The sequence below is a fragment of the Sphingopyxis sp. genome, assembly GCF_035686825.1.
In the GTDB taxonomy this organism is placed as follows: Bacteria; Pseudomonadota; Alphaproteobacteria; order Sphingomonadales; family Sphingomonadaceae; genus Sphingopyxis.
Genome location: NZ_DASRYZ010000006.1, coordinates 350,762 through 374,445, shown reverse-complemented (window position 1 = coordinate 374,445; position 23,684 = coordinate 350,762). Strand labels below are relative to the sequence as shown.

Below are 23,684 nucleotides of genomic sequence, written 5' to 3'. Positions count from 1 at the left end.
CAATGGCCTATACGGGGCAGATTTCGGGACGGCAGAAGGCCTTGTCGGGCGGCGGCGCGCTGGTTGCCGTCGCCGCGGTCGGCCTCGGCCTTGCCAGCGGCCTCGACCTCGCGGTCGTTCGCCGGGCCAGCGAAGCCATCACGGCGATCGCGATTCCCGCTCCCCCGCCGCGCGAACAGGCCGTGCCGACAAAGGTCGCGAGCGAGAAAGCGAGCGGCAAGGCCTCGGCGGCCAACAAACAGGCCAAGGCCGCCGCGATCGCGGCGCCCTCACCCAAGCTTCCCCCCATCGCGACGCCGGTAGCCACAGCGCCGCGCCCGGGCGCCGGAAACGCCCCCTCCGCAGGCGCCACGCCCGATCCCGGCCCCGGGTCGGGCGCGGGCGGGCACGGCGACGGAACGGGTGCCGGCGGCGCGGGGAGCGGCACCGGCGGCGGCACCAAAGCCGCGTGGCGGAGCGGAACGATCCGCGACCGCGATTATCCGCGCGAAGCGAGCCGGGCGAAAGCCGGCGGCGAGGTCGAGGTGCGCTTCACCATCGAGGCGAGCGGCCGGGTCAGCGGGTGCCGGGTCACGCGGTCGAGCGGCGACGCATCGCTCGACGAAACGACGTGCGAGCTGATCGAGGAGCGGTTCCGGTTCAAGCCCGCGACCAATGCCGCCGGAGAGCCGGTCGCGAGCCCCTATGGCTGGCGGCAGACATGGTGGCTTGAGCGGCGGCGCTAGGCGGATTTGCTCTAGCTCGTTTCGATCGGGGAATGTGGTGGCGGAGACGGAGGGATTCGAACCCTCGGTACCGGATTTACCAGTACGACGGTTTAGCAAACCGTTGGTTTCAGCCACTCACCCACGTCTCCGCATGGTCTGCCGCGCTAACGGCAGTTGGCCTAGGCGGGTCGCTATAGCCATGCGCCTCGCGCCCCGCAACGCCAAAGATTGTGCTTTTTTCACGTCGCCGCAGCCATTTCGTCGCGCGAATGATTCGATCCGGCGTAAATTCGACTCGGGTCATCGCCCGTTCATTGCCCGGGCGCCAAAGCGAGTCATGATTAACGCAGGTTTCGCCGCAGCGGCGCGGTTCGATTTTTGGGGGTTCAGTATGCGGAAGACGTTCACCAGCCTTGCCTTTGCGGCCATGGCATCGCTCGGCCTCGCGCTGACGCCGCTGCCCGCGGCGGCGCAGATGCGCGAGATCGACCCCAGCAACACGCAGATCGATTCCGATCTCGACAACCCGGCGCCGCCGCCGGTGACGAGCACGACGACGACCGACCCCGCTTACGACGGCGACCTCGCGACCGGCGACCAGCAGACGAGCGAAGTGCCCGTCGACGGCAGCACGACAACCGGCGCCGCTCCCGCCGACATGACGGCCACCGACGTTTCCGCCGACGCCAGCTCGACCTACAAGAAGGACGATCTGATCGGCGCCGCCGAAGGCATCTTCGGCAAGGGCGCGCAGGGGCTTGCGGGATTGATCGAGGACGTCCTCAAGGAACAGGGCGAGCCCAACGCCTATATCGTAGGGCGCGAAGCCGGCGGCGCGCTGGTGGTCGGGCTGCGCTATGGATCGGGGACGCTCCACCACAAGGTCGAGGGCGAGCTTCCCGCCTACTGGACGGGCCCGTCGATCGGTTTCGACGCGGGCGCCAATGCGGGCAATACCTTCATCCTCGTCTATAACCTCTTCGACAGCGAGGATCTGTACCGGCGGTATCCGGCGGGCGAAGGCGCCGCCTATCTGGTCGGCGGCTTCAACGCGAGCTATCTGCGCCGCGACGACGTCGTGCTCATCCCGATCCGTGTCGGCGTCGGCGCGCGGCTCGGCGCGAATGTCGGCTATATGAAATTCCGCAAGAAACAGAATTGGCTGCCATTCTGATAACAACCCGTTTGCCACGGGGGCGATAGCCCGCGCTTCGGCGCGGGCTTTTTCTTTGCGCGGCGGATCGGCCCGGCGCGGCATCGGCTATCGTTACCGGACGTTAATATGATCGGCGCACATTGGGCGGCATGAGACGGTCGGATTCTTCCACACCGATCGAGCCGCGCCGCTTTCGCTTTCGGATTTTTCCCAGCCCGGCGGTCCTGCCGTTACCGGTGTATCGCGATTTCGTGGCGATGCTTTACAGCATGTGGCTTCCCATATTCGGGATGGGTATCGTTTTTGTCGGGATATGCGTGCTCGTCGGCCGCGAACTCGAAAGCCCCTTCCTGCTCTTTCTGGCCGCAATGGGCGCTCTCACCACCTTTCTGCGCCTCGCAACCATTCGGGCCTATTCTCGCGCGGGCCCGATCGGCAGTTTCGACGACCTCAGACGCTGGGAACGGCGTTACGCGATCGGAAACTATGTTTTCGCGATCCTATTGGCGCTGCTAAACGTCGTTGCGATCGCCGCTCATTATCCGCTGCTCCATCTCATCACGGTGAGCCTGGTTTTCAGCTTTGGTGCGGGCATCGTCTCCCGCACTTCGATCCGTCCGAACGTGTGCGTGACCAGCCTGCTGCTCGCGACGCTGCCGACCGTCGCCGCGCTGGCGCTCCATGCACTCGAGCGCCATGCCATGCCGCTGCACGCCGAACTGTTTCTGGTCGAGGCGCTGATCGTCGCGATGATCACGGCGCTCAGCCTCCAGACCGTCGCCCACCTCTACCGATCCGCGGTGGAGCACCATACGGCCCGGCACGACATGGCGAAGCTCGCAAGGACCGACGCCTTGACCGGACTCTCGAATCGTCTGTTGCTCCGCGAACTGTTCCAGCTTCACACCGAGACGGCGATCCGCGCCAAAAACATGGTCGCGCTGCATTTTCTCGACCTCGACGGCTTCAAGGCGATCAACGATCGCTACGGCCATCCGGCGGGCGACATATTGCTCGAACAGGTCGCGCGGCGCCTTGAAGGGATGGTTCGCGCCGACGATGTCGTATCGCGGCTGGGCGGAGACGAATTCGTCGTGCTTCAGATTGGCCTGCGCGATGACTCCGAAGCCGAACTGCTCGCGCGCCGGATCATCCGCGAGATCAGCAAACCCTATATCGTCGACGACATATCGATGTCGGTGTCGGTCAGCGTCGGCATCGCCACCGCGCCCAAGCTGGGAGTCGAGCTGGAACGCCTTTTGGCGTGTGCCGATGCAGCGCTCTATCGCGCAAAAACGGACGGTAAGGCGCGCGCGCTCTTCTGTATCGAAGCCGACGCCGCGATGGCCGACATAGCGGCCTGACTCCTCCCGTTCGCATAATCGTCCGAAAGGCGGCGCGTCGCGCCCTTCGCCGCGGTCAGTCGCCGTCGAAGGCGATCAGCGTTTCGCACGCGAGGTCTGCCGCCGCGAGCCGCTGCGATCCGCCGAGGTCGGGCAGGTCGATGACAAACAGCGCCGCCGCGACTTCGGCACCGACGCTCCGCATCAGCGCCGCCGTCGCGAGGATCGTGCCGCCGGTGGCGAGCAGGTCGTCGACAAGGACGACACGGTGTCCCGGCAGCACCGCGCCTTCGTGCAGTTCGAGGCGGTCGACGCCATATTCGAGTTCGTAATCGACGCCGATCGTCACACCGGGCAGCTTGCCTGCCTTGCGCACGGGGACGACGCCGAGGCCCATCGCGGTCGCCATCGCGGCCCCGAACAGGAAACCGCGCGCTTCGACCGCCACGATGAAGTCGGGGCGATAGGCCGCCGCGCGTGCGCTCAGCCGGCGCACGCTCTCGCTGAAACCGGCGGCGTCGCCGATCAGCGTCGTGATGTCGCGAAACTGGATGCCCGGCTTTGGAAAGTCGGGGATGGTGCGGACCAGCGACGCGAGGTCGAGGTCCGGCTGGGGTGGCAGGGCGATCATGTCGTCACAATCGCCCTTCCCTTTTCCCTCAATGCTTCTTGTCGGCCCAGATGTTCCGGTACGAGAAATAGGTCAGCACCGTGAAGATGAGCAGGAAGAAGAAGACGGCATAGCCGACCTGGATACGCTTGATCAGCTTCGGCTCGGCGGTCCAGACGAGGAAGGCGGTGACGTCCTTCGCCATTTGATCGACCGACGCCTCGGTGCCGTCGGCATAGGTCACCTGCCCCTTGGTCAGCGGCGGCACCATCGCGAGGTTGAGGTTCGCGAAATAGGGATTGTAGTGCAGCCCCGTGCCCGGCTTCAGTTCGGCAGGCAGGTTCGCCGGCGGGTTCTGATAGCCGGTCAGCAGCGAATAGACATAGTCCTTGCCGCCTTCGCGCGCCTTGGTGATCAGCGACAGGTCGGGCGGCAGCGCGTTGTTGTTCGCGGCGCGCGCAGCGACCTCGTTCGCATAGGGCGACGGGAAATAATCCGACGGCAGACCGTCGCGCGTCGCCGGCTCACCCGTGTCGGGGTTGATCGACGGAACCTGGAAACCCTTGGCGAAGGTCTTCACCTGGCCTTCGGTGTAGCCGAGGTCCTTGATGTCGCGGAACGCGACGAGGTTCAGACTGTGACAGGCCGAGCAGACTTCCCTGTACACCTGCATCCCGCGCTGCAGCTGCGCCTGGTCCCAGTGCGGCAGCACTATGCCATCGCTGGCCAGCTTCAGATGCTTGGGATGCTTGTGAAACTCGTGCGCGACATTGGCTTCATTGCTGAGCGGCGTCGTGAGGATCGCGAGCACCAGCGCGGTAATGAAACCGAGACCGACGAGAAAACCGAGCGGACGAACCATGGCTGTATCAGCTCCTATTAAAGTCCGGCGCTCAGGCCGTTGCCGAAGCCGACGTCGTGTCGGTGGCGTGTTTGGCAAGGACCGCTTCGGTGATCGAATTCGGCATCGGCAGCGGGCGTTCGATCCGCGACACGATCGGCAGGATCACCAGGAAGTGGGCGAAATAATAGATCGCACCCAGCTGGCTGAGGATCACCCACGGCTGTTCCGCGGGCTGCATGCCGCACCAGCCGAGCAGGAACACGTCGGCGACGAGGATCCAGAAGAAGATGCGGTACAGCGGACGATAGTTCGACGATTTGACCGGCGAGCTGTCGAGCCAGGGCAGGAAGAACAGCAGTGCGATCGATGCGAACATCGCAATGACGCCCCACAGCTTCGCGTCGATCCACAGGAAGTTGAAGGTGAAGGCCTTCAAGATCGCGTAGAAGGGCAGGAAATACCATTCGGGAACGATATGCGCCGGGGTCGAAAGCGAGTTCGCCGGGATATAATTGTCGGCGTGACCCAGCGTGTTCGGGCTGAAGAAGGTCAGCGCGACGAAGAGCAGCAGGAAAACGCCGACGCCGACGCCGTCCTTCGCGGTGTAATAGGGGTGGAACGGGACGGTGTCCTGTTCGCCCTTCACCTCGATGCCGGTGGGGTTCGACGAACCCGGGATGTGCAGCGCCCAGATGTGCAGGATGATGACACCCAGGATCACGAACGGCAGCAGATAGTGCAGCGAGAAGAAGCGGTTGAGCGTGGCGTTGTCGGGAACGAAGCCGCCGAGCAGCCATTCGCGCACCGGCTCGCCGACGAGCGGGATCGCCGAGAAGAAGCCCGTGATCACCTGCGCGCCCCAGAAGCTCATCTGGCCCCAGGGAAGGACGTAACCCATGAAGGCGGTCGCCATCATGAGGAGGAAGATCACGACGCCGAGCAGCCACACCATTTCGCGCGGCGCCTTGTACGAACCGTAATAAAGGCCGCGGAAGATATGGAGATAGACGACGATGAAGAACATGCTCGCGCCGTTCATGTGCGCGTAGCGGATGAACCAGCCGGCGTTCACGTCGCGCATGATATGCTCGACCGAATTGAACGCGACGCCGACATTCGCCGAATAGTGCATGGCGAGCACGATGCCGCTGATGATCTGGATCATCAGCGCGGCGCCGGCGAGAACGCCGAAGTTCCAGAAATAGTTGAGGTTGCGCGGCACCGGATAGCCCGCGCCGATCGCGTTATAGACGAGGCGCGGCAGCGGCAGCTTCTCGTCCAGCCACTTCATCAGCGGCTGCTGAGGCTCATAGTTCTTGGCCCAGGGAAAGCTCATCTTATCTCGCTCCTCAGCCGATCGTCACGACGGTGTCGCTGGTGAATTCATAGGGCGGCACGACCAGATTCTTGGGCGCCGGCCCCTTACGGATGCGCGCCGCGGTGTCGTAGTGCGAACCGTGGCACGGGCAGAAATAGCCGCCGAAGTCGCCGCGATTCTCGCCCTCGGCGGCGCCGAGCGGCACGCAGCCCAGATGGGTGCAGACGCCGAGCGTGATCAGCCAGTTTTCCTTGCCGGGCTTGGTGCGCTGGTCGATCGTTTCGGGATCGCGCAGGTCGCCGAGCGGCACCTTCTTCGCCTCGGCGATTTCCGCGGGGACGAGATTGCGCACGAACACCGGCTGCTTGCGCCAGCTGGTCTTGATCGCCTGCCCCGGCTGGATCGCCGAAATGTCGATCTCGGTCGACGACAGCGCGAGCACGTCGGCCGACGGGTTCATCTGGTTGAGCAGCGGCAGCACCACGGCGACCGAACCGACACCAGCGAAACTCACTGCCGCAATATTGATGAAATCCCGGCGGCGTACGCCATCTTCGATACCGGCGTTGAGTTCAGTTTCACTGGCCATTCGATTGCCCTTGTATGGGTGAACCACAATAGTTCTCGAAGGTATGACCAGCCCTGTTGCACGCGCACGAAAGCGCACAACCCGGCGGCCCCTCCGGGAATTGCGGGCCTGATAGCCGCACAGTCCGGGCTTGCCAACAGGCAATTTCCGCTTGCGTCACCCGGCGGCCCCGATGCGGCCAAGCCCCTCGATTCGCGGCGCCTTCGGCTTTATGACGGCGCGATGGAAATCGCCCTGTTTCAACCCGACATCGCCGGCAATGTCGGCACGATCCTGCGCACCGCCGCCTGTTTCGGCGCGCCGACGCATATCATCGAACCCTGCGGTTTTCCGTTCGGCGACGCCGCGCTCAAGCGCGCGGGCATGGATTATGCCGTGCGCGCCAACGTCCGGCGGCACCCCGAGTGGGACGCCTTTCGCCAATGGGCGCAAATCGGCGGGCAACGCGTCGTGCTGCTGACGACCGCGGGTGCGACACCGCTTCCCGATTTCGAATTCGAGGCGGGCGACGTCCTGCTGTTCGGATCCGAAAGCGCCGGCGTTCCGCATCATGTCCACGACGCCGTCGCCGCGCGGGTCGCGATTCCGATGCAGCCCGGCTTTCGATCCTTGAATGTCGCGGTCGCGGCTGGCATCGCGCTCGCCGAGGCGCTCCGGCAAACGAAAGGCTTTCCCGCATGATCACGCTCGACCCGCAGCAACAGAGTGCGCGCAGCTGGTTCGAATCGCTTCACGACCGTATCTGCGCCGAGTTCGAAGCGATCGAAGCCGAGGCGGGCAGCGACGCGCGCTTTGCCTATACGCCGTGGGACCGCGAGGCCGAGGGGTTGGCGCCCGGCGAGGGCGGCGGCGGCGTGCGCGGCGTGATGACGGGCCAGGTCTTCGAAAAGGTCGGGGTCAATGTCTCGACCGTCGGCGGCCAGTTCGCGCCCGATTTCGCCGCGTCGATCCACGGCGCGTCCGAAGACCCGAGCTTCTTCGCCACCGGAATCAGCCTCGTCGCGCATATGGCGAACCCCCACGTCCCCGCGGTGCATATGAACACGCGCTTCCTCGCGACAACCAAGCGTTGGTTCGGCGGCGGCGCCGACCTCAACCCGCCGATTCCCTATCAGGAGGACACCGACGCCTTTCATGCGCGGCTCCGCGCCGCGTGCGCCCCTTTCGGACCCGACGTCTATGAACGCTATGCCAAATGGGCCGAGGATTATTTCTATATCCCGCATCGCGGCGTCCACCGCGGCGTCGGCGGTATCTTCTACGACCATCTCGAATGCGGCGACGATGCCGAATATGACCGCAATTTCCAGCTGACGCAGGCCGTCGGCGAGGCCTTCCTCGACATCTTTCCGCAGATCGTGCGCCGCCGCATGGGCCTGCCCTTTACCGAGGCCCAGCGCGACGCGCAGCTAATCTGGCGCGGCCGCTACGCCGAATTCAACCTTGTCTATGATCGCGGCACTTTGTTCGGGCTCAAGACCGGCGGCAATATCGACGCGATCCTGATGAGCCTGCCGCCGCTCGCCAAATGGGCCTGACGCGAAAAGGGCGCCCCGTTTCCGGAGCGCCCTTTCGCTTCCCTTGACGGCAGGTCAGGCGAAGACGTCGCCCGACGCGCGCGGTGCAATGGCGCGATAGATGCCGACCGGCATCGAGAAGGAAACCATGATGATCGGCAGGTAAACCAGCGCCGCCATCACGATCATCGTCAGCATCGCGCCGACGACCGATCCGCCAACGATCGCCCCAAGCACGCCTCCGAAGATCATGCTTGCGATAAAGATATAGACGAGCATTCCGATCGTGAAGAGCAGGTAAAAACCCACGATTACCCATTGCGACGGACCGGTCAGCCGCCACGATTCGCCGAGCCCGGTAACCGGATTGCGCGTCAGCCGCTCGGCCATCACCGGCCCGGCAACCATGAACCGCCCCTGCACCCACAACAGAAAGACGACCATCGCGACATAGAGGATGACCATCAAAAGGATCGCCCCGCCGCCGATCGCGCCGGCACCGCCCGATTCGAGCGCCGCAGGGGACAATCCCCCCATGCCGCCGAGTGCCGCGCCGAAAATCAGCGTCATGATGAACATGACGATGAAGATGACGATATAGGCGGCGATCATGATCACCACCATGCCAAAGGCGAGCGCCGGTCCGGCCTGGAACGCCCAGGCGAAATTGGGCGCTTCGCCGGGGTGCATGCCGCCACGCCAGATCAGCATCGACACGCCATAGAAAATGACCGCGGCGATCAGCGCGAACAGCCCGATCTTGCCGAAAGCCCCCATGATGAGCGACGGGTCGTTGGGCGCCATCGCCATCGCCGAAAAGGTCGATCCGAGGAACAAATAACCGAGCAGCCCGACGACGACGAGCGCCCCGCCCACCCACATCAGCATCTGCATCCAATTGGCTTTCAGAAACGCGAAGGTTTCGGAAAAGGCCGCTCCGATACTCATTTTCGTCATGTCACTTTCCCCTGCTTATCAAAGCCCGTTCTTCACTCCATTCAAGCTTGGGCGAAGGCCGATCGGCTTCGCCCGGATTGCGACACATATATTATTATTGCGGGCATGCCCGTCACCGAAACACGTCGCCATCGCCGCCAACCGCGAGCTGGCGATAGGCGGCCGCCGATATCGCAACCGACACCAAGCTGCCGATCGCGCCGAACGCGGCCTCGACGAAGCCTCCCAGCATGCGGCCGATGCCCGGCTCGCTGCCGAAGATCACCGCGACGATGCCGCCGATGATCAGCGCCGCGATCACGATCACGAGGTTGACGAGGAACAGGAAGAAGAAGACCGCCCAGCCGTTGTTCCGGGTGAGGTCCCAGCTCGTGCGGATCGCCTCGATCGGATTATAGATCGCGCGGTCGGCGATCGCCGGCGCGACGAGCGCAAGCCGCCCGATCAGATAGAGGCCGGGAATGATCAGCAGGATGAAACCGATGCCGATACCGATGCCCGAGAGAATCTGGGCCACAAGCATCGTGGGAAAGAGCATCAGGCCAAAGGTCAGCGCCTCGCCGACGCTGACGCCGGTCCGCGAAAGCCACAGGCGCAGGATCGCAACCGAACCGATCATCGTCGCGAGAGCGACGACGAGCTGACCCGGGACCATCTGACGAAAACTTTCGCGGAACGTCGCCATCACCTGATCGAAATCGGCGCCCGCCGGCGGCTCGATCGGCACCGGCCCGAACCAGGCGAAAGCGAGCGCGGGGAGGAAGAGAAATACGCCGGCGATCGTCCCGACGAGCGCCGTATGCGATTTCAAAAGCTGCAACGTGTCGTCCCACGCCGCGCCCATGTCGAATTTTACCATTGATACCCCGTCATTTTCTGGTTCCCCGTTGCGGCGAACGTGACGATCTTCGGCGCGTCTGTCCAGCCCTGTCGGCCCTGCGCGCCGCGGGGTCTTGCGCCGAACGGCGCGGCGGGCCAGATAGCCCGCGTCATGACCGCCCTTCCCCCGCCCGAATGGACGATAAGCCCCGGCCTCACCGACTATGACGCGGCGCTCGCCGACATGGAGGCGCGCGCCGCGGCGATCCACGGCGGGAACGCGGGCGAACGCATCTGGCTGATCGAGCATCCGCCGCTCTATACCGCCGGGACGAGCGCCGATCCCGCCGAGCTGCTCAACCCGCAATTCCCGGTTTACGATGCCGGGCGCGGCGGGCGTTACACCTATCACGGGCCCGGCCAACGCGTCGGCTATATCCAGCTCGACCTGACGCGCCGCGGGCGCGACGTGCGCGCCTACGTCGCGGCGCTCGAAGGCTGGGTGATCGACGCGCTCGCGCTGCTCGGCGTCGCGGCGCGGCGGGCGGAGGGACGGATCGGCATCTGGACCGACGATGCCGACGGGCGCGAGGCGAAGATCGGCGCGATCGGGGTGCGCGTCAAACGCTGGGTGACGATGCACGGCTTTTCGCTCAACGTTGCGCCCGACCTTTCGCATTTCGGCGGGATCGTCCCCTGCGGCATCGCCGAATTCCCGGTGACGAGCCTGGCCGCGCTCGGCAAGGCCGCGACCTTCGCCGACGTCGATGCGGCGCTGGCCCGGACGCTGCCCGCCTTTCTCGACAAGCTCGGGCCGACAGACTAGGAACCCTGCCATGACCCGCATCATTCTCGCCTCGCTCCCCCTGCTCGCCCTCGCCGCCTGCGGCGGCGGCGACAGCAAGGGCAAATCGACGACCACGCTCGACGCGGTCGAGGTTCAGCCCGGATCGGTGAGCGATTCGATGATCATCCTCGATAATGTGGCGGGCGACGGCACCGCGGTCGACAACAGCATTCCCGACGACGGAACGAAGAAGGACGCGCCCAAGGCCGAAGAGGCCAGCGAGGGCGACGAAGCCGCCGCCGAAAGCGATGCCGGCGACGACCCCGAAGCGGTCGACATGCCGGTCGCGAAAAAGGCGATCACCGACGATAGCGCCGCCAAGAAGGGCGAATAGGGTCTAACGCAACCCCAGATGCTTGTGCGTCTGGAGCGACAGGCGCCAGCGCGGGTCGTCCATCACCAGATCGATGCACGCCTGCACATTGGCGCTCGCGTTCGGATCGTCGAGCGGCTGGACGAGCAGATGTTTGAAGTCGAGCGCCGCGAGCCGCACGACATCGCTGCCCGGCTGCGGCCAAACCAGCTTGAGTTCGTCGCCGCTCGTCTGAACCAGTTCGCTCCCCGCTTTCGGGCTGACGCAAATCCAGTCGATGCTGCGCGGGATCGGCAGCGTGCCGTTGCTTTCGATCGCGATGGTGAAGCCGCGGTCGTGCAGCGCGTCGATAAACGCGTCGTCGACCTGCAGCATCGGCTCGCCGCCGGTCAGCACGACATAGCGGTCTTCGCTGCCCTCGCCCCAGCTTTCGGCGATGACATCGGCGAGCGCGGCGGCGGTCTTATATTTGCCGCCCAGGGTCCCGTCGGTGCCGACGAAATCGGTGTCGCAGAATTGGCAGACCGCCTTGGCGCGGTCCTGTTCGCGGCCCGTCCACAAATTACACCCGGCAAAGCGGCAGAACACCGCGCGGCGGCCCGCCTGCGCGCCCTCGCCCTGCAGGGTGAGGAAAATTTCTTTGACGGCGTAGGTCATGGCCTCAGGCGTAACGCGTCGGGTCAGCGAGCCCGGCGTCGGCGAAGCCCTTCGACCGGAGGCGGCAGCTGTCGCACGATCCGCAATGCAGCCCTTCGGGCGTTGGATCGTAGCACGACCAGCTCATCCCCGCGTCCATGCCGAGCCGCGCCGCTTCGGCGGCGATATCGGCCTTGGTCATATGCTGAAGCGGCGCGTGGATGCGGAATTCGATGCCCTTGTCGCCGTCGCGCGTCGCCAGCGCCGCGAGCTTTTCGAAGCCCTGGATGAATTCGGGGCGGCAGTCGGGATAGCCCGAATAGTCGAGCGCATTGACGCCGATGACGATGTCCTGCGCCTCCCGCGCCTCGGCAAGCCCGAGCGTCAGCGACAGGAAAATGAGGTTGCGCGCGGGGACATAGGTGATCGGCACATCGTCGCCCCCCTCCAACTTGGGCACGCCGTCCTTGGGCACGTCGATGTCGGCAGTCAGCGCCGAGCCGCCGAAACGGCGGAGGTCGAGCGGCAGGACGATATGTTCGGCCGCGCCGACATATTCGGCGATGCGCGCGGCGGATTCGAGTTCGACGCGGTGGCGCTGGTTGTAGTCGATCGTCAGCGCGACGATGCGCGCGCCCGCTTCGCGCGCGAGGCCCGCGCAGACCATCGAGTCGAGCCCGCCCGACAGAAGGACGATCACGCTTTTTCCGGAAACTTGCTGCATCGGCGCCAGATAGGCTCGTGCCGCCGGGGGTGCAAGGGCCCGCCGCATCAAAGAAACGGGCCGCGAGGCGGTTGCCGCACGGCCCAGTTCGGCATGATAGCCGTTAGGGAGAAGACATACGAAGAAGCATGTCTTCTTTCCGTTTAATTCTGGATGGTTAACATTGCCTTAGCGCGGCGCGCAAAGATCAGCAGCCGCCTGTGCGCCGCGCCTCGATCGCCTGCGAAAAGGGCCTGCCCTCGGCAATGCCCTGCGTGTCGATCTGGACCAGCCGGTTCGTCTCGCTGCGGATCGTCGTGCGGCCGTGGCCCGCGCCCGGGCAGGTGTAGTGGACGGTCACCGAATTCGGCGCATCCTCGATGACATAGCGCGAACAGGTCGCGCCCGGGTGATAGACCTGGATCATCCGCCGCGCGTCGCCGACGCAGACCGTGCGGACGACCGAGTCCTTGCCGCGTTCGCGCAGCTGCCAGCTGCCCTTTTCGAGCCGGTCGAGCATCGCCAGCGACGGCGCCTGCGCCGGCACCGCGGTTGCCGCGCCAGCGAGGCCGAGCGCCATCAAACCATATCGTGCGAAGGGAGAGAAGATCGCCATTTACACCTGTCCACTTGGCCGCCCGCGCGGGCTGGATGCGACCCCGTTATCCGTAGGTAACAACGCGCCCGAGGCTTTTCAACCGCTTGGCGCTGAATTTGCTCGTTTCATCGCCGGATTCGGCGGAAGCATGCCGGGCTATTCGGCGCGATCATGGGTCGCGATCTCGTCGAGCGGGATCGGGAAGAAGCGCGAGCAAAAGGCGCAGTCGACGACGATACGACCGTCGTCGTCGGCCATTTCGGCGCGCTCGGCCTCGGGAAATTGCGCGAGAACGCCGGCAAAATAGCCGGTGCTGCACCGGCATCCGCGCGACACGATGACGCCCGGCTCGATGCGCACTTCATCCTCGTGGAACAGCCGCCACGCCAGCGTCTCCAGCGAGGTCGCGGGATCGGTGAGCTCCTCGTCCTTGAGCGTCGCCGCGATCGTCTTGGCATGCTCCCATTCGGGATTGTCGTGGCGAACGTGCAACCGGTCGCGGCCGACCTCGCCCTCGGGAAGATGCTGAAGCAGCAATCCACCGGCGAGGCAGCCCGCTTCGGGATCGTGGCGCGCGGCGAGCTTGATCAGGCTCGAAATCTGCTCCGACTGCTCGAAATAATGCTCGGCGGCCTCGCCGATCGAGGCGCCTTCGAGCGGGACGATGCCCTGATAGCGTTCGCCGGTCGTCGCCTGATCGAAAGTGATGGCGAGGAAGCCTTCGCCGAACAGCGCGAACAGCGTCGGATCGGACCCGGCCTCGGCCAACCGCTCGGCATCGAATTTGAGATAGCCGCGCAGCTCGCCGCCGCGATAATCGCAGACGAGCAGCTCGACCGGCCCGCCGCCGGTCTGCGCCTGCAGCGTCAGCTGGCCATTCTCGTCCTTCAGCGTCGAGCCGAGCAGCACGGTGAGCACCAGCGCCTCGGCGAGGAGCTTTTCGGCGACCGGCGGATAATTATGCGCGCCGATGATCGTCCGCAACGTGGGCCCGAGCCGCACCAGCCGCCCGCGCACATGGCGTTCGGCAATGGTGAACAGCAACGGCTGGTCGAACCAGGTTTCGATGGTCTCGCTCACGTCCTTAAGCTCACAATTTCCCGAGCGCCCAGAGCAGGATCGATTTCTGCGCATGGACGCGGTTTTCCGCCTCGTCCCAGACGCGCGACTGCGCGCCGTCGATCACCGCGTCGACGACCTCGTCGCCGCGATGCGCGGGCAGGCAATGAAGGAAGATGGCATCGCCCTTGGCGCCCGCCATCAGCTGTTCATCGACCTGGTAAGGCGCCATCGCCGCGATCTTGTTATGCGCGTGATCCTGCCCCATCGACACCCAGGTGTCGGTGACGACCAGATCGGCGCCCGCCACCGCTTCGCGCGCATCGCGCACGACCTCGATGCGCGAACCCTTCGCCCGCGCCGCCTCGACGAAGCGCGCGTCGGGCTCATAGCCCTGCGGCACGCCCGCACGGACGTGGAAGCCGAACAGCCCCGCCGCCTCGATCAGCGACGCAAGAACATTGTTGCCGTCGCCGAGCCACGCGAGTTCGAGCCCCGGCAGCGCCTTGCCGCTTTCGACCACCGTCAAAAGGTCGGCGACGATCTGGCACGGGTGCGACAGGTCGGTCAGACCGTTGATCACGGGGACGCTCGCATATTCGGCGAGTTCCTCTACCTTCGCATGATCGTCGGTGCGGATCATGATCGCGTCGGCGTAGCGCGACAGCACGCGCGCGGTGTCGGCGATCGTCTCGCCGCGCCCGAGCTGCGTCACGCCCGCGTCCATGATCATCGGCACCCCGCCGAGCTGGCGGATCGCGATGTCGAACGAAGCGCGCGTACGCGTCGAATTCTTCTCGAACACCATCGCGAGCACATGGCCGGCGAGTGGCGCGTCGGCATCGGGCTTCGCCTTCGGCCAGCCCGCACGCGCGGCCTTGCGGTCGATCGCGTCCGACAGCATCGCGGCGACGGCATCGCCGCCCGCATCGGACAGGTTGAGGAAACGCCGCATCAGGATTCGGGCGGCGTATAGCTCGCCGCGCCTGCCGACAGTTTCTCGATGAATTCGGCGATGTGGTTATCGTCGATGTTGAGCGGCGGCAGCACGCGGACGACATTCTCGCCCGCCGCGACGGTCAGCAGCCCGTGATTGTCGCGTAGATGCGCGACGAAGGCGCGGCTGTCCGAATTGAGCTTGAGCCCGAGCATCAGGCCAATGCCGCGCACGCTGTCGAACAGATGGTCGTGGTTGGGGATGAGCTGTTCGAGCGCGCCGCGCAGCCGCTCGCCGGTCGCCTTCACCTGATCGAGGAAGCCTTCCTCCAGAACGACGTCGAGCACCGCCTGCCCCGCCGCGCAAGCGAGCGGGTTGCCGCCATAGGTCGACCCGTGCGTGCCGATGACCATGCCGCGCGCGGCCTTTTCGGTCGCGAGGCACGCCCCCATCGGGAAGCCGCCGCCGATGCCCTTGGCGCTCGCCATGATGTCGGGGGTGACACCATAATGTTCATAGGCATAGAGATGGCCGGTGCGCGCAACGCCGCACTGGACCTCGTCGAAGATCAGCATCAGGTCGCGCTTGTCGCAGATGTCGCGCAGCGCCTGCAGGAAAGGCTGCGAGGCGGGGCGGATGCCGCCCTCGCCCTGGATCGGCTCGACAAGGAAGCCCGCGGTGTTGTCGTCGACCAGATCGAGCGCGGCATTGATGTCGTCGAACGGCGCATAGGCGAAGCCCGGCAGCAGCGGGTCGAAACCCTTGCGCAGCTTTTCCTGATTGGTCGCCGAGATCGTGCCGAGCGTGCGGCCGTGGAAGGCGTTGTTGAAGGTGATGAGCGTGTGCTTTTCGGGATTGCCCGCGCTCGAATGATAGGCGCGCGCGGTCTTGATCGCGCACTCGACCGCCTCGGCGCCCGAGTTGGTCAGGAAGACGGTGTCGGCGAAGGTGTTGTCGACCAGCCGCGCGGCATAGGCCTCACCCTGCGGGCTGCCATAAAGGTTCGACACGTGCATCAGCGTCGCGGCCTGTTCCTGAATCGCCTTGGTCAGGTGCGGGTGGCCATGGCCGAGCAGGTTGACCGCGATGCCGCTCGCGAAGTCCAGATAACGCTCGCCTCGCTCGCCGATCAGATACGCGCCCTCGCCGCGCACCGGACGCACGGCACACCGGGGGTATACGGGCATCAGCGGCGTGATCGACATGGCAAGCACCTTTCAGTCAAAAGTAAAAAGGCGACCCCGTTCGGGCCGCCCTTGATCGGGCGGCTCCTATACTGCCGCGGCTAGAGGCGCGTCAACACGCCGGGTCTCGCGCCGGGATGACGGAAAAGACGATCAGGGTGCCGGGATCGGCGTCGCCCGGATTTCCTTCTTCGCGCGATCGATCGACCACAGCAGGCGCGGCTTGGCCGGATCCCAGTCGATCGCCTGCCCCGCGGTCGGCACCGGCAGCGTCGCCACCAGGTCGAGCGTCGCACCTGCCTTCGGCAGTCGCAGCGCATAGATTTCGGGGCGATCGTGCCCGCTCGCATACATCAGCCCGTCGGCGCCCCACGCGAAACCCGAGCAGCTTTTCGGCGCGAAGCGCGCGAGTACGGCGTCGGGAAAGAGCCAGGATTCGAGCGGGCGGAAGCTGGCGTCCATGCGAACCAGCGTCGTGAAACGGTGATCGCGCCCCGGCTCGCCGCCGCGCTCGTCATAATTGGCGAACACCGCCCACCAGCTGCCGCCGTGCCAGTCCATCGCGGTGAGCGAACCATATAAGCGGCCGAGGCTGACCGTGCGGACATGGCGGAGCGTCTTCGCATCGAAAATCTCGACGCTGCTCGCCATCGGCACTTTGGGATAGTTGGACGCCGCGCAGACGAGCTCGGCCTTTACCACCGCGCAGCTGTTGAGATGCGGGAACAGCTTCGGGTCGCCCTCCCACGCGGCGACCCGCTTGCCGCTCGTCTTGTCATATTTGCCGATGACATAATTATCGATGGCATAGACATGGTTCCGGTCCGCCGCGACGCCCTGGCCGGCCTCGGGCGCGGCGATCGTCGCGAGCGTCAGGAGCGCGGCGGCGAGCATCAGAAGCGCACCGACGCGCCGGCGTAGAAGGTCCGGCCATAACGCTCGTTCTGGATGATCCAGTCGCGGCGCTCGCCCTGATATTGGCGTGTCGGCTCGTCGGTCAGATTCTGCCCCTCGACGAACAGGCTGACATTGCCGGTGAGCGCGATCGACGCCTTGGCGTCGAGGCGGCGCAGATCGTCATTATATTGATCGCCGAGCATCGCCGAGCCGAGCGAGATCAGCGCGCGGCCGGTGTTGTGATAGGCGATCGACGCCTCGATCGGCCCCTTTTGATAGAAGAGCTGCGCGCCATAGAGCAGGTTCGACTGCTCGGGGAACGCCGCCGGGTCGGCACGGCCGGGAACCTTCAGCTTCGAATCGATCAGGGTCATGTTCGCCTCGACCCCGAAGCCCGAGAGGAAGCCGGGCAGGAAGTCGAACTGCTGGCGATAGGCGAGTTCGAGCCCGATAATGTCGGCGCTCGTTCCGTTCGCCTTTTGCGAGAAACCGAGCACGGCGTAGTCGCGCCCGCCATAGCTGGTGTCGAGCAGCGTATAGCTTTGCGTATAGACGGGGTTCTGGATGAATTTGGCGAACACGCCGACCGAAAACAGCCCGCCCTTCGCGAAATACCATTCGGCCGAAGCGTCGAGCGCGTCGGCCACATAGGGCTCGAGGTTCGGGTTGCCCAGCGACACCGACCCGTCGAACGTCCCGTCGTCGTTCGCTTCATAGGCGATCTCGCCGCCCGGGGTCAGGTCCGAATAATTGGGGCGCCCGACGCTGCGCGTATAGGCGAGGCGGACGATCACTTCGTCATTGGGCTCGATCCGCACGATCAGGCTCGGCAGCCAATTGGTATAGCTGCGCTTCGCATTCACCGGAACGACGTCGGTCTCGTTCTCGAGCTGGAAGCCGCGGATCGTCAGGTCGGTGCGTTCGACGCGGATGCCCGGCGTGACCGTGATCGACCCGAAATCGAGGTTCGCCATCGCATAGCCCGCGGCGATATCCTCGCCGAGGTCGAGGTCGCTCAGCGTCGCATTGGCGAGGGTCGAGGTCTCGTCGAGCACGAAATAGGCGGCGTTCGCCGGGTCGGCGGTGAAGGCGTCGATCAGATCGCCGTCGATCACCGGGGTGATCAGATAGTCGTGGCCGCCGCCGACATGCGAAATCACGTCGGCGCCCTGCAGCCCGAACTGGCCGAGCGTGAAGCGCGTGGCGGCATCGGACCCACGCGAAAAGATGCTGTTGTTCGCATCGAAATCCTTGTCGGTCGCGCGATATTTGCCGCCGAGCTTCAGCCAGCTGTCGTCGCCGAAGCCGAGCTTTCGCGTGACGTCGAGCCGGCCGGTCCAGATATATTCGTCGCCGCTTTCGTCCTGCGCCGTATATTGACGGAAGCCGAGGCCGTCGGCGGTCAGCGGGGTGCGCGGGACGGCGCTGAACAATTTGTCGGTGAAGTCGAAATCGACGACGCCCGGATTGCCGCGGAATTGCCAGAGCTGGTTCGGCTCGATCACTTCGTTGTGCGAGCGCGCGAGACCATAGTCGAAGGTCCAGTCGTCCGTCTCGGTCGTTCCCCCGACCATGCCGACCAGCACCGACTTTTCCTTATATTCGAGGCGCAAGTCCGACCGCTGCTCGCTCTCGCTCGCGACGCCGGTCAGCCCGTCGGGGTTCAGCGTCACCGTTCCCTCGTCGCGCTGGTCCTGCGTAGCGAAATCGAGGCGGAAGCGCTGACGATATTCATTCTCGGTGAACTTGCTGTAGAGGCCGCGCGCCCACAGGTGGGTCGTGTCGCTCGGCCGCCAGTCGAGCGAGGCGATACCGCCGATGCGTTCGCGCTCGAGTTGATAATCGGTATATTTGATGTTGGTCGGCATCCCGCCCCGCGCCGCGCCGGGAAACGGCGTCCAATCGTCGGGAAAAATGCCGAAGCTCTGGAAATCGCGCTTCGAATAACTTGCGCCGATCAGGATGCCGAACTGCTCGTCGCTGCCGAAGCGGCCGCCGATGCTCGCATCGCCGCGGATCGGCACCTTCTCGTTGAGTGTCTGGTAACCCGCCTGAACATTCGCCGAAAGGACAAAGGGTTCGGCGAAGTCGAAGGCGGTCTGGGTGACGAGGTTGATCGTGCCGCCGATGCCCTGCGCATCGAGATCGGCGGTCTTCGCCTTGGTCACTTCGACGCGGTTGAGCAGCTGGCCCGAGACGATGTCGAGCGGCAGGCGGCGCGTATTGCCGTCGGGGTTGCCGAGCTCGAAGCCGTTGACGGTATAATTGTTGAGATCCGACGGAATACCGCGGATCGCGACATAGCGCCCCTCGCCCTGGTCATATTGCACGCCGACGCCGGGCAGCCGCTCGATCACCTCGGCGACGTTGCGGTCGGGAAGCTGGCCGATCTCGTCCGCCGCGGCGACGTCCATGATGCCGACGGCATCGCGCTTGATCTCGATCGCGCGTTCCTGCTGCGCGCGCTGGCCGGTGACGACGATCGCCTCGCCCTCGTCGGTCGGCGCATCCTGCGCGACAGCGGGAGAAGAAGCGAGCAGCGCGATTACGCTCGCCCCGGCGAGGGAGAATTTGACGGACATGGAAGCGACCCCTTTTGGAAAGACGCGCTGCGCCTAGGGGTCTGCCGCGTCGATTCGGCGACGCAACAATGACAATATGGATATGCTTTGGTGACGCGACCGTCACATTGTCAAAGCGAGCGCGCCGCCTCCATCGTCAACGCGAGCGAGCGTTTGCGTGCATCATGGTCGTACATCGACGACGCGATGATCACCTCGTCGACGCCCGTGCGCGCCTGAAACGCCTTGAGCCCCGCCGCGATGTCGTCGGCGGTGCCGACCGCCGAGCATTGCAGCACATGGTCGAGGATGGCGCGCGAATTGGGCGGCAGGCTGTCCTTATAGCCTTCGAGCGGCGGCTTCATCTTGCCGGGATTGCCGGTGCGCAGCGCAACAAACGCCTGCTGCTGCGACGAGGCGAGCAGTTCGGCTTCCTCGCGCGTACCGGCGGCGAAGGCGTTGAACGCCGCCGCGGCATAGGGCTCGGCAAGCTGAGCCGAGGGTTTGAACTGGCGGCGATAGATGTCGAGCGCCTCGTCGAGCGCGTCGGGCGCGAAGTGGCTGGCGAAGGCGTAAGGCAGCCCGAGCATCGCCGCGAGCTGCGCGCCGAACAGGCTCGATCCCAATATCCACAGCGGGATATGCGTGCCCGCGCCCGGCACGGCGGTGATGCCGAGTTGGTCGTCGCCGGCCAGAAAGGCCTGCAATTCCAGCACATCCTGCGGAAACTGGCGCTCGTCGCTGGCGAGCGTGCGGCGCAAGGCGCGCGCGACGCGCTGATCCGACCCCGGCGCGCGACCCAGGCCGAGATCGATGCGGCCGGGGAACAGCGCCTCAAGCGTCCCGAACTGCTCGGCGATCACCATCGGCGCATGGTTCGGCAGCATGATACCGGCCGATCCGATCCGAATGCTCTTGGTCGCCTGCCCAATATGCGCGAGCACGACCGAGGTCGCCGCGCTCGCGATCCCCGCCATGCCGTGATGCTCGGCGACCCAGCAACGTTCGAAACCGAGCGCCTCGGCATGGCGGGCGAGATCGGCGGCGTTGGCGAGCGATTGCGCGATCGTGCCGGTGTCGGTGACGGGCACGAGGTCGAGAAAAGAGAGTTTCGTCATGAAACGGATATGCGGTGGACGCCGCGCAGGTTCAAGCGCACCGCTTCGCGGGCGGCGCGAAGAAAAACTACGCCCGCTCGTCCTTCGGCGAATCCATCAGCACATAGGTGGTGATCGAATGCACCTGCGGCAGCACGCCGAGCACCTCGGTGTGGAAATGCTTGTAGGAAGCGAGATCTTCGGTCTCGACGCGCAGCAGATACTCGATCGTGCCGGTGATATTGTGGCATTCGCGCACCTCGGGTGCCTCGGCCATCGCCGCCTCGAAGCCGGCCTGCGATTTCTTGGTGTGCGACGACAGCCCGACGGTCACATAGGCAAGGAAGGTGAGCCCGAGTTTCGCGGGGTCGATCACCGCGCGATAGCCCTTGATTACGCCGCTGCGCTCGAGCTCCTGCACGCGGCGCAGGCAGGCCGAGGGCGACAGCCCGACACGATCGGCGAGTTCGAGGTTCGAGATTCGCCCGTCGCGCGACAATTCGTGCAATATCTTGCGGCCGATGGCATCGATCTTGATCATGGATTGCATAATCTAGCCGAACGCGGCCCATCTTTGCAATCCATCGGACATCGAAACGCATTATGTTGCGCGGATGGAACAGACCACCCTCGCCGCGCTCTCCGCCTTCGCGCTCGTCTCTTCGATCACGCCGGGGCCGAACAATATGATGCTGATGGCGTCAGGCGCCAATTTCGGCCTGCGCCGCACCGTGCCGCATGCCTTGGGTGTGGGCATCGGCTTCACGCTGATGATCGTCCTCGTCGGGGTCGGGCTGATGGGGCTGTTTGACCTGTTCCCGGTGCTGAACATCGTGCTCAAGGTCGTAAGCGTCGCCTATCTGCTCTGGCTCGCGTGGAAGATCGCGAACGCCGCCGCGCCCGATACGGCGGGCAGCGCACGCGGCAAGCCGATGAGCTTTTTCCAGGCGGTGCTGTTCCAATGGGTGAACCCCAAGGCGTGGTCGATGGCGCTGACCGCGATCGCGCTCTACGCGCCCGACCGCAATTTCGCCGCGGTGCTGCTCGTCGCCGTGATCTTCGGGATCATCAACCTGCCCTCGACCAGCCTGTGGGCGGTGATGGGCGTGTCGCTGCGCGGCTGGCTGTCGAGCCCGGCGCGGCTCAAGGCGTTCAACTGGACGATGGCGGCGCTGCTCGTGGGGTCACTCGCGCTCCTCATCTGATTGCAAGGTTTCAACGCGCAACCTATGCACGGCGCTCCCCTCTTGTGACCGGAGAACAAAGCCATGCAGAGCCGCCGCCTCGGACAAAGCGCCATCCACGTCTCCGACATCTGCATGGGGACGATGACCTTCGGCAGCCAGGCCGACGAAGCAATGGCGTTCCGCGTGCTTGACCGCTGCTTCGACGCCGGGATCAATTTCTTCGACACCGCAGAGGGCTATCCGGTGCCGCCCGACGTCAAATGGGTCGGACGCACCGAGGAAATCGTCGGGCGCTGGATGAAGACCAAACCGCGCGACGCGATCATCCTCGCGACGAAAGTCTCGGGTCCGAGCCACGTCTGGTTCAAATCGCCATGCCGGCGCGGCATGACCGCGCTCGACCGCAAGAATATCTTCCAGGCCATCGACGACAGCCTGACGCGGCTCCAGACAGACTATGTCGACCTCTATCAGACGCACTGGCCCGATCATGACGCGCCCTATGACGAGATGATGGATGCGCTCGACGAGCTCGTCCGCATGGGCAAGGTGCGCATCCTCGGATGCTCGAACGAGACGAGTTGGGGGCTGATGAAATCGCTCGCGGCGTCGGAGCGGATGGGCGGCGCGCGCTATCACACGATCCAGAATAATTTCAGCCTCAACAACCGCCGCTTCGAGGACGAATTGGCGCAGGTGTGCCGGCAGGAAGGCGTCAGCCTGATCCCCTATTCGCCGCTCGCCGGCGGGGTGCTGTCGGGCAAATATCAGGGCGGCGCGACCCCCGAGGGCGCGCGCTTTTCGCGCTACCTGCAGATGGAGGGCCGGCAGGCGGCGATGGGCCGCCGTTTCGTCAACGACAAGAGCCTCGCGGCGACCGAACGCTATCTCAAGATCGCCGAGGAAGCGGGCCTGCATCCGGTGACGATGGCGACAGCGTGGTCGAAACAGCATGATTTCGTCGCGTCGACGATCGTCGGGGTCAGCGCCTATGATCAGGTCGAGCCGATCCTTGATGCGATGGAACTGGTGCTGTCCGACGATGTGATGAAGGCGCTGCACAAGGTCAGCAAGGAGATCCTCTACCCGATGGGATGAGCAGGATCGGCTCATTCCCTCCTTTCGTCCTCCCGGACTTGATCCGGGATCCACTCTTCCAAATGCCGCACGAATGGACCCCGGATCAAGTCGTGCGAGTCACTTGCCTCGTCCGAGGGTGACGATTCAGATGATGCGCCCTGATGGCCATTCGAGCGTCAGCGTATCGCCGACCCGCAGCCCGCGCCACGCCTGCGATAGCCGTTCGAAATCGGCTAACACGCGTGGCCGCGCGGCATCGATCCGCGCGCGCTCGTCGGGACTGAGGCCGGCCCGCGTCCGTTCGGCCTCGCCGAGCGCCACGCGCTGCGCTGCGCTGTCGGGGCGCTGGCCGCTCCGCCAGCCGACATCGAACAGGAAGGCGGCGAGTTCGGAGAGTTCGCCCTCGCGGCCTTGCGCCTTGATCAGCTTGGCGCCCTTGGCAACCTGCTTGCGCGCCGCGCGCTGGCGTTCCTTCGCCGGCAAGGCGCCGCCCGCTTCGACGTGGAACGATCCCGCATCGCCCCCCGCCGCGATCTGGCCGAACACGCCGGTCTTGAGTCCCAGCGCCGCCTCGACGACGAAATGCACCATGTCATGCGGCAGGTCGGGATCGAAGCCCGGTGCCGGATCCATCACCAGCACCGGCGCATCCTCGCGCTCGATCCGCATGCCGTAGCGGCGCTCGCCCGAGCGGATGAAATGGACTTTCATGGGCTCCGCCTATA

The 23,684-nt window shown here is 65.1% G+C and carries 26 protein-coding genes and 1 tRNA gene; 9 read left to right on the top strand and 18 right to left on the bottom strand.

Features of this window, described 5'->3' with window-relative positions; translation table 11 throughout:
* Positions 1-2 precede the first annotated feature (2 nt).
* The gene (locus VFG17_RS15260; protein WP_325030227.1) at positions 3-725 is read left to right on the top strand and encodes a TonB family protein; all 723 of its coding nucleotides are present in this window, start codon (positions 3-5) and stop codon (positions 723-725) included.
* Between the two features lie 38 nt (positions 726-763).
* On the opposite strand, the gene VFG17_RS15255 is transcribed toward VFG17_RS15260, so the two are convergent.
* A tRNA-Ser gene (locus tag VFG17_RS15255) sits at positions 764-856 on the bottom strand.
* 242 nt (positions 857-1,098) lie between these two features.
* On the opposite strand from VFG17_RS15255, the gene VFG17_RS15250 reads away from it, so the two are divergent.
* Entirely contained in the window at positions 1,099-1,881 is a 783-nt protein-coding gene (locus tag VFG17_RS15250; RefSeq protein WP_325030226.1) for a DUF1134 domain-containing protein, read from the top strand.
* Positions 1,882-2,120: 239 nt separating this feature from the next.
* Positions 2,121-3,227, top strand: coding sequence for a GGDEF domain-containing protein (locus VFG17_RS15245; RefSeq protein WP_325030735.1), 1,107 nt, complete (start codon positions 2,121-2,123; stop codon positions 3,225-3,227).
* 55 nt (positions 3,228-3,282) lie between these two features.
* On the opposite strand, the gene VFG17_RS15240 is transcribed toward VFG17_RS15245, so the two are convergent.
* Genes VFG17_RS15240 through petA form a run of 4 tightly spaced genes read right to left on the bottom strand, consistent with a single transcriptional unit; the run spans position 3,283 to position 6,567 of the window.
* Entirely contained in the window at positions 3,283-3,837 is a 555-nt protein-coding gene (locus VFG17_RS15240; protein WP_325030225.1) for an adenine phosphoribosyltransferase, read from the bottom strand.
* A 28-nt stretch (positions 3,838-3,865) separates the two neighbouring features.
* Positions 3,866-4,678, bottom strand: a complete 813-nt coding sequence (locus tag VFG17_RS15235) for a cytochrome c1 (protein ID WP_325030224.1) — start codon at positions 4,676-4,678, stop codon at positions 3,866-3,868.
* Positions 4,679-4,709: 31 nt separating this feature from the next.
* A complete protein-coding gene (locus VFG17_RS15230) occupies positions 4,710-5,996 on the bottom strand; it encodes a cytochrome b/b6 (RefSeq protein WP_325030223.1) in 1,287 nt (428 codons plus the stop codon).
* A 13-nt stretch (positions 5,997-6,009) separates the two neighbouring features.
* A complete protein-coding gene (gene petA / locus VFG17_RS15225; RefSeq protein WP_325030222.1) occupies positions 6,010-6,567 on the bottom strand; it encodes a ubiquinol-cytochrome c reductase iron-sulfur subunit in 558 nt (185 codons plus the stop codon).
* A gap of 222 nt (positions 6,568-6,789) precedes the next feature.
* Here petA and VFG17_RS15220 point away from each other — a divergent pair, with 222 nt between their 5' ends.
* Positions 6,790-7,248: a tRNA (cytidine(34)-2'-O)-methyltransferase gene (locus VFG17_RS15220; RefSeq protein WP_325030221.1), complete on the top strand. Its 459-nt coding sequence runs from the start codon at positions 6,790-6,792 to the stop codon at positions 7,246-7,248.
* Positions 7,245-8,105 carry an oxygen-dependent coproporphyrinogen oxidase gene (gene hemF, locus VFG17_RS15215; protein ID WP_325030220.1) on the top strand — a complete coding sequence of 287 codons (861 nt, stop codon included), beginning with the start codon at positions 7,245-7,247 and terminating at the stop codon, positions 8,103-8,105. Before VFG17_RS15220 ends, hemF begins: the two co-directional genes overlap by 4 nt.
* Positions 8,106-8,159: 54 nt before the next feature.
* Here the strand turns inward: hemF and VFG17_RS15210 are convergent, their stop codons facing one another.
* Positions 8,160-9,041 (bottom strand): hypothetical protein, encoded by an 882-nt coding sequence (locus VFG17_RS15210; RefSeq protein ID WP_325030219.1) that lies wholly within the window; start codon positions 9,039-9,041, stop codon positions 8,160-8,162.
* 112 nt (positions 9,042-9,153) lie between these two features.
* Positions 9,154-9,900, bottom strand: coding sequence for a hypothetical protein (locus tag VFG17_RS15205; protein WP_325030218.1), 747 nt, complete (start codon positions 9,898-9,900; stop codon positions 9,154-9,156).
* Positions 9,901-10,032: 132 nt separating this feature from the next.
* Between VFG17_RS15205 and lipB the strand changes: the two genes are divergently transcribed.
* Entirely contained in the window at positions 10,033-10,686 is a 654-nt protein-coding gene (lipB, locus tag VFG17_RS15200) for a lipoyl(octanoyl) transferase LipB (RefSeq protein WP_325030217.1), read from the top strand.
* 10 nt (positions 10,687-10,696) lie between these two features.
* Positions 10,697-11,041, top strand: coding sequence for a hypothetical protein (locus tag VFG17_RS15195; protein WP_325030216.1), 345 nt, complete (start codon positions 10,697-10,699; stop codon positions 11,039-11,041).
* 3 nt (positions 11,042-11,044) lie between these two features.
* Here VFG17_RS15195 and queE read toward each other — a convergent pair whose 3' ends face one another.
* The 10 genes from queE to VFG17_RS15145 all read right to left on the bottom strand — a co-directional run bounded on the left by queE (position 11,045) and on the right by VFG17_RS15145 (position 21,233).
* A complete protein-coding gene (gene queE / locus VFG17_RS15190; protein ID WP_325030215.1) occupies positions 11,045-11,677 on the bottom strand; it encodes a 7-carboxy-7-deazaguanine synthase in 633 nt (210 codons plus the stop codon).
* A gap of 4 nt (positions 11,678-11,681) precedes the next feature.
* Entirely contained in the window at positions 11,682-12,380 is a 699-nt protein-coding gene (gene queC, locus VFG17_RS15185; protein WP_325030214.1) for a 7-cyano-7-deazaguanine synthase QueC, read from the bottom strand.
* 187 nt (positions 12,381-12,567) lie between these two features.
* Positions 12,568-12,975, bottom strand: a complete 408-nt coding sequence (locus VFG17_RS15180) for a hypothetical protein (RefSeq protein ID WP_325030213.1) — start codon at positions 12,973-12,975, stop codon at positions 12,568-12,570.
* Between the two features lie 138 nt (positions 12,976-13,113).
* Entirely contained in the window at positions 13,114-14,037 is a 924-nt protein-coding gene (locus tag VFG17_RS15175) for an Hsp33 family molecular chaperone HslO (protein ID WP_325030212.1), read from the bottom strand.
* A 10-nt stretch (positions 14,038-14,047) separates the two neighbouring features.
* Positions 14,048-14,974, bottom strand: a complete 927-nt coding sequence (argF, locus tag VFG17_RS15170) for an ornithine carbamoyltransferase (RefSeq protein ID WP_325030734.1) — start codon at positions 14,972-14,974, stop codon at positions 14,048-14,050.
* Positions 14,971-16,158: an aspartate aminotransferase family protein gene (locus VFG17_RS15165; RefSeq protein ID WP_325030211.1), complete on the bottom strand. Its 1,188-nt coding sequence runs from the start codon at positions 16,156-16,158 to the stop codon at positions 14,971-14,973. The genes argF and VFG17_RS15165 overlap by 4 nt, the downstream gene beginning before the upstream one ends.
* Before the next feature lie 132 nt (positions 16,159-16,290).
* Positions 16,291-17,031 (bottom strand): hypothetical protein, encoded by a 741-nt coding sequence (locus VFG17_RS15160; RefSeq protein ID WP_325030210.1) that lies wholly within the window; start codon positions 17,029-17,031, stop codon positions 16,291-16,293.
* Positions 17,031-19,616 carry a TonB-dependent receptor gene (locus tag VFG17_RS15155; RefSeq protein ID WP_325030209.1) on the bottom strand — a complete coding sequence of 862 codons (2,586 nt, stop codon included), beginning with the start codon at positions 19,614-19,616 and terminating at the stop codon, positions 17,031-17,033. Before VFG17_RS15155 ends, VFG17_RS15160 begins: the two co-directional genes overlap by 1 nt.
* A gap of 110 nt (positions 19,617-19,726) precedes the next feature.
* Positions 19,727-20,713: an LLM class flavin-dependent oxidoreductase gene (locus VFG17_RS15150; RefSeq protein WP_325030208.1), complete on the bottom strand. Its 987-nt coding sequence runs from the start codon at positions 20,711-20,713 to the stop codon at positions 19,727-19,729.
* A 67-nt stretch (positions 20,714-20,780) separates the two neighbouring features.
* Positions 20,781-21,233, bottom strand: a complete 453-nt coding sequence (locus VFG17_RS15145) for an Lrp/AsnC family transcriptional regulator (protein ID WP_037553927.1) — start codon at positions 21,231-21,233, stop codon at positions 20,781-20,783.
* A 73-nt stretch (positions 21,234-21,306) separates the two neighbouring features.
* On the opposite strand from VFG17_RS15145, the gene VFG17_RS15140 reads away from it, so the two are divergent.
* Complete coding sequence (locus VFG17_RS15140; RefSeq protein ID WP_325030207.1) at positions 21,307-21,897, top strand: LysE family translocator; 591 nt, start codon at positions 21,307-21,309, stop codon at positions 21,895-21,897.
* A 63-nt stretch (positions 21,898-21,960) separates the two neighbouring features.
* Positions 21,961-22,977: an aldo/keto reductase gene (locus VFG17_RS15135; protein WP_325030206.1), complete on the top strand. Its 1,017-nt coding sequence runs from the start codon at positions 21,961-21,963 to the stop codon at positions 22,975-22,977.
* Positions 22,978-23,103: 126 nt separating this feature from the next.
* Here the strand turns inward: VFG17_RS15135 and VFG17_RS15130 are convergent, their stop codons facing one another.
* Complete coding sequence (locus tag VFG17_RS15130) at positions 23,104-23,670, bottom strand: hypothetical protein (RefSeq protein WP_325030205.1); 567 nt, start codon at positions 23,668-23,670, stop codon at positions 23,104-23,106.
* Positions 23,671-23,684: the final 14 nt, after the last annotated feature.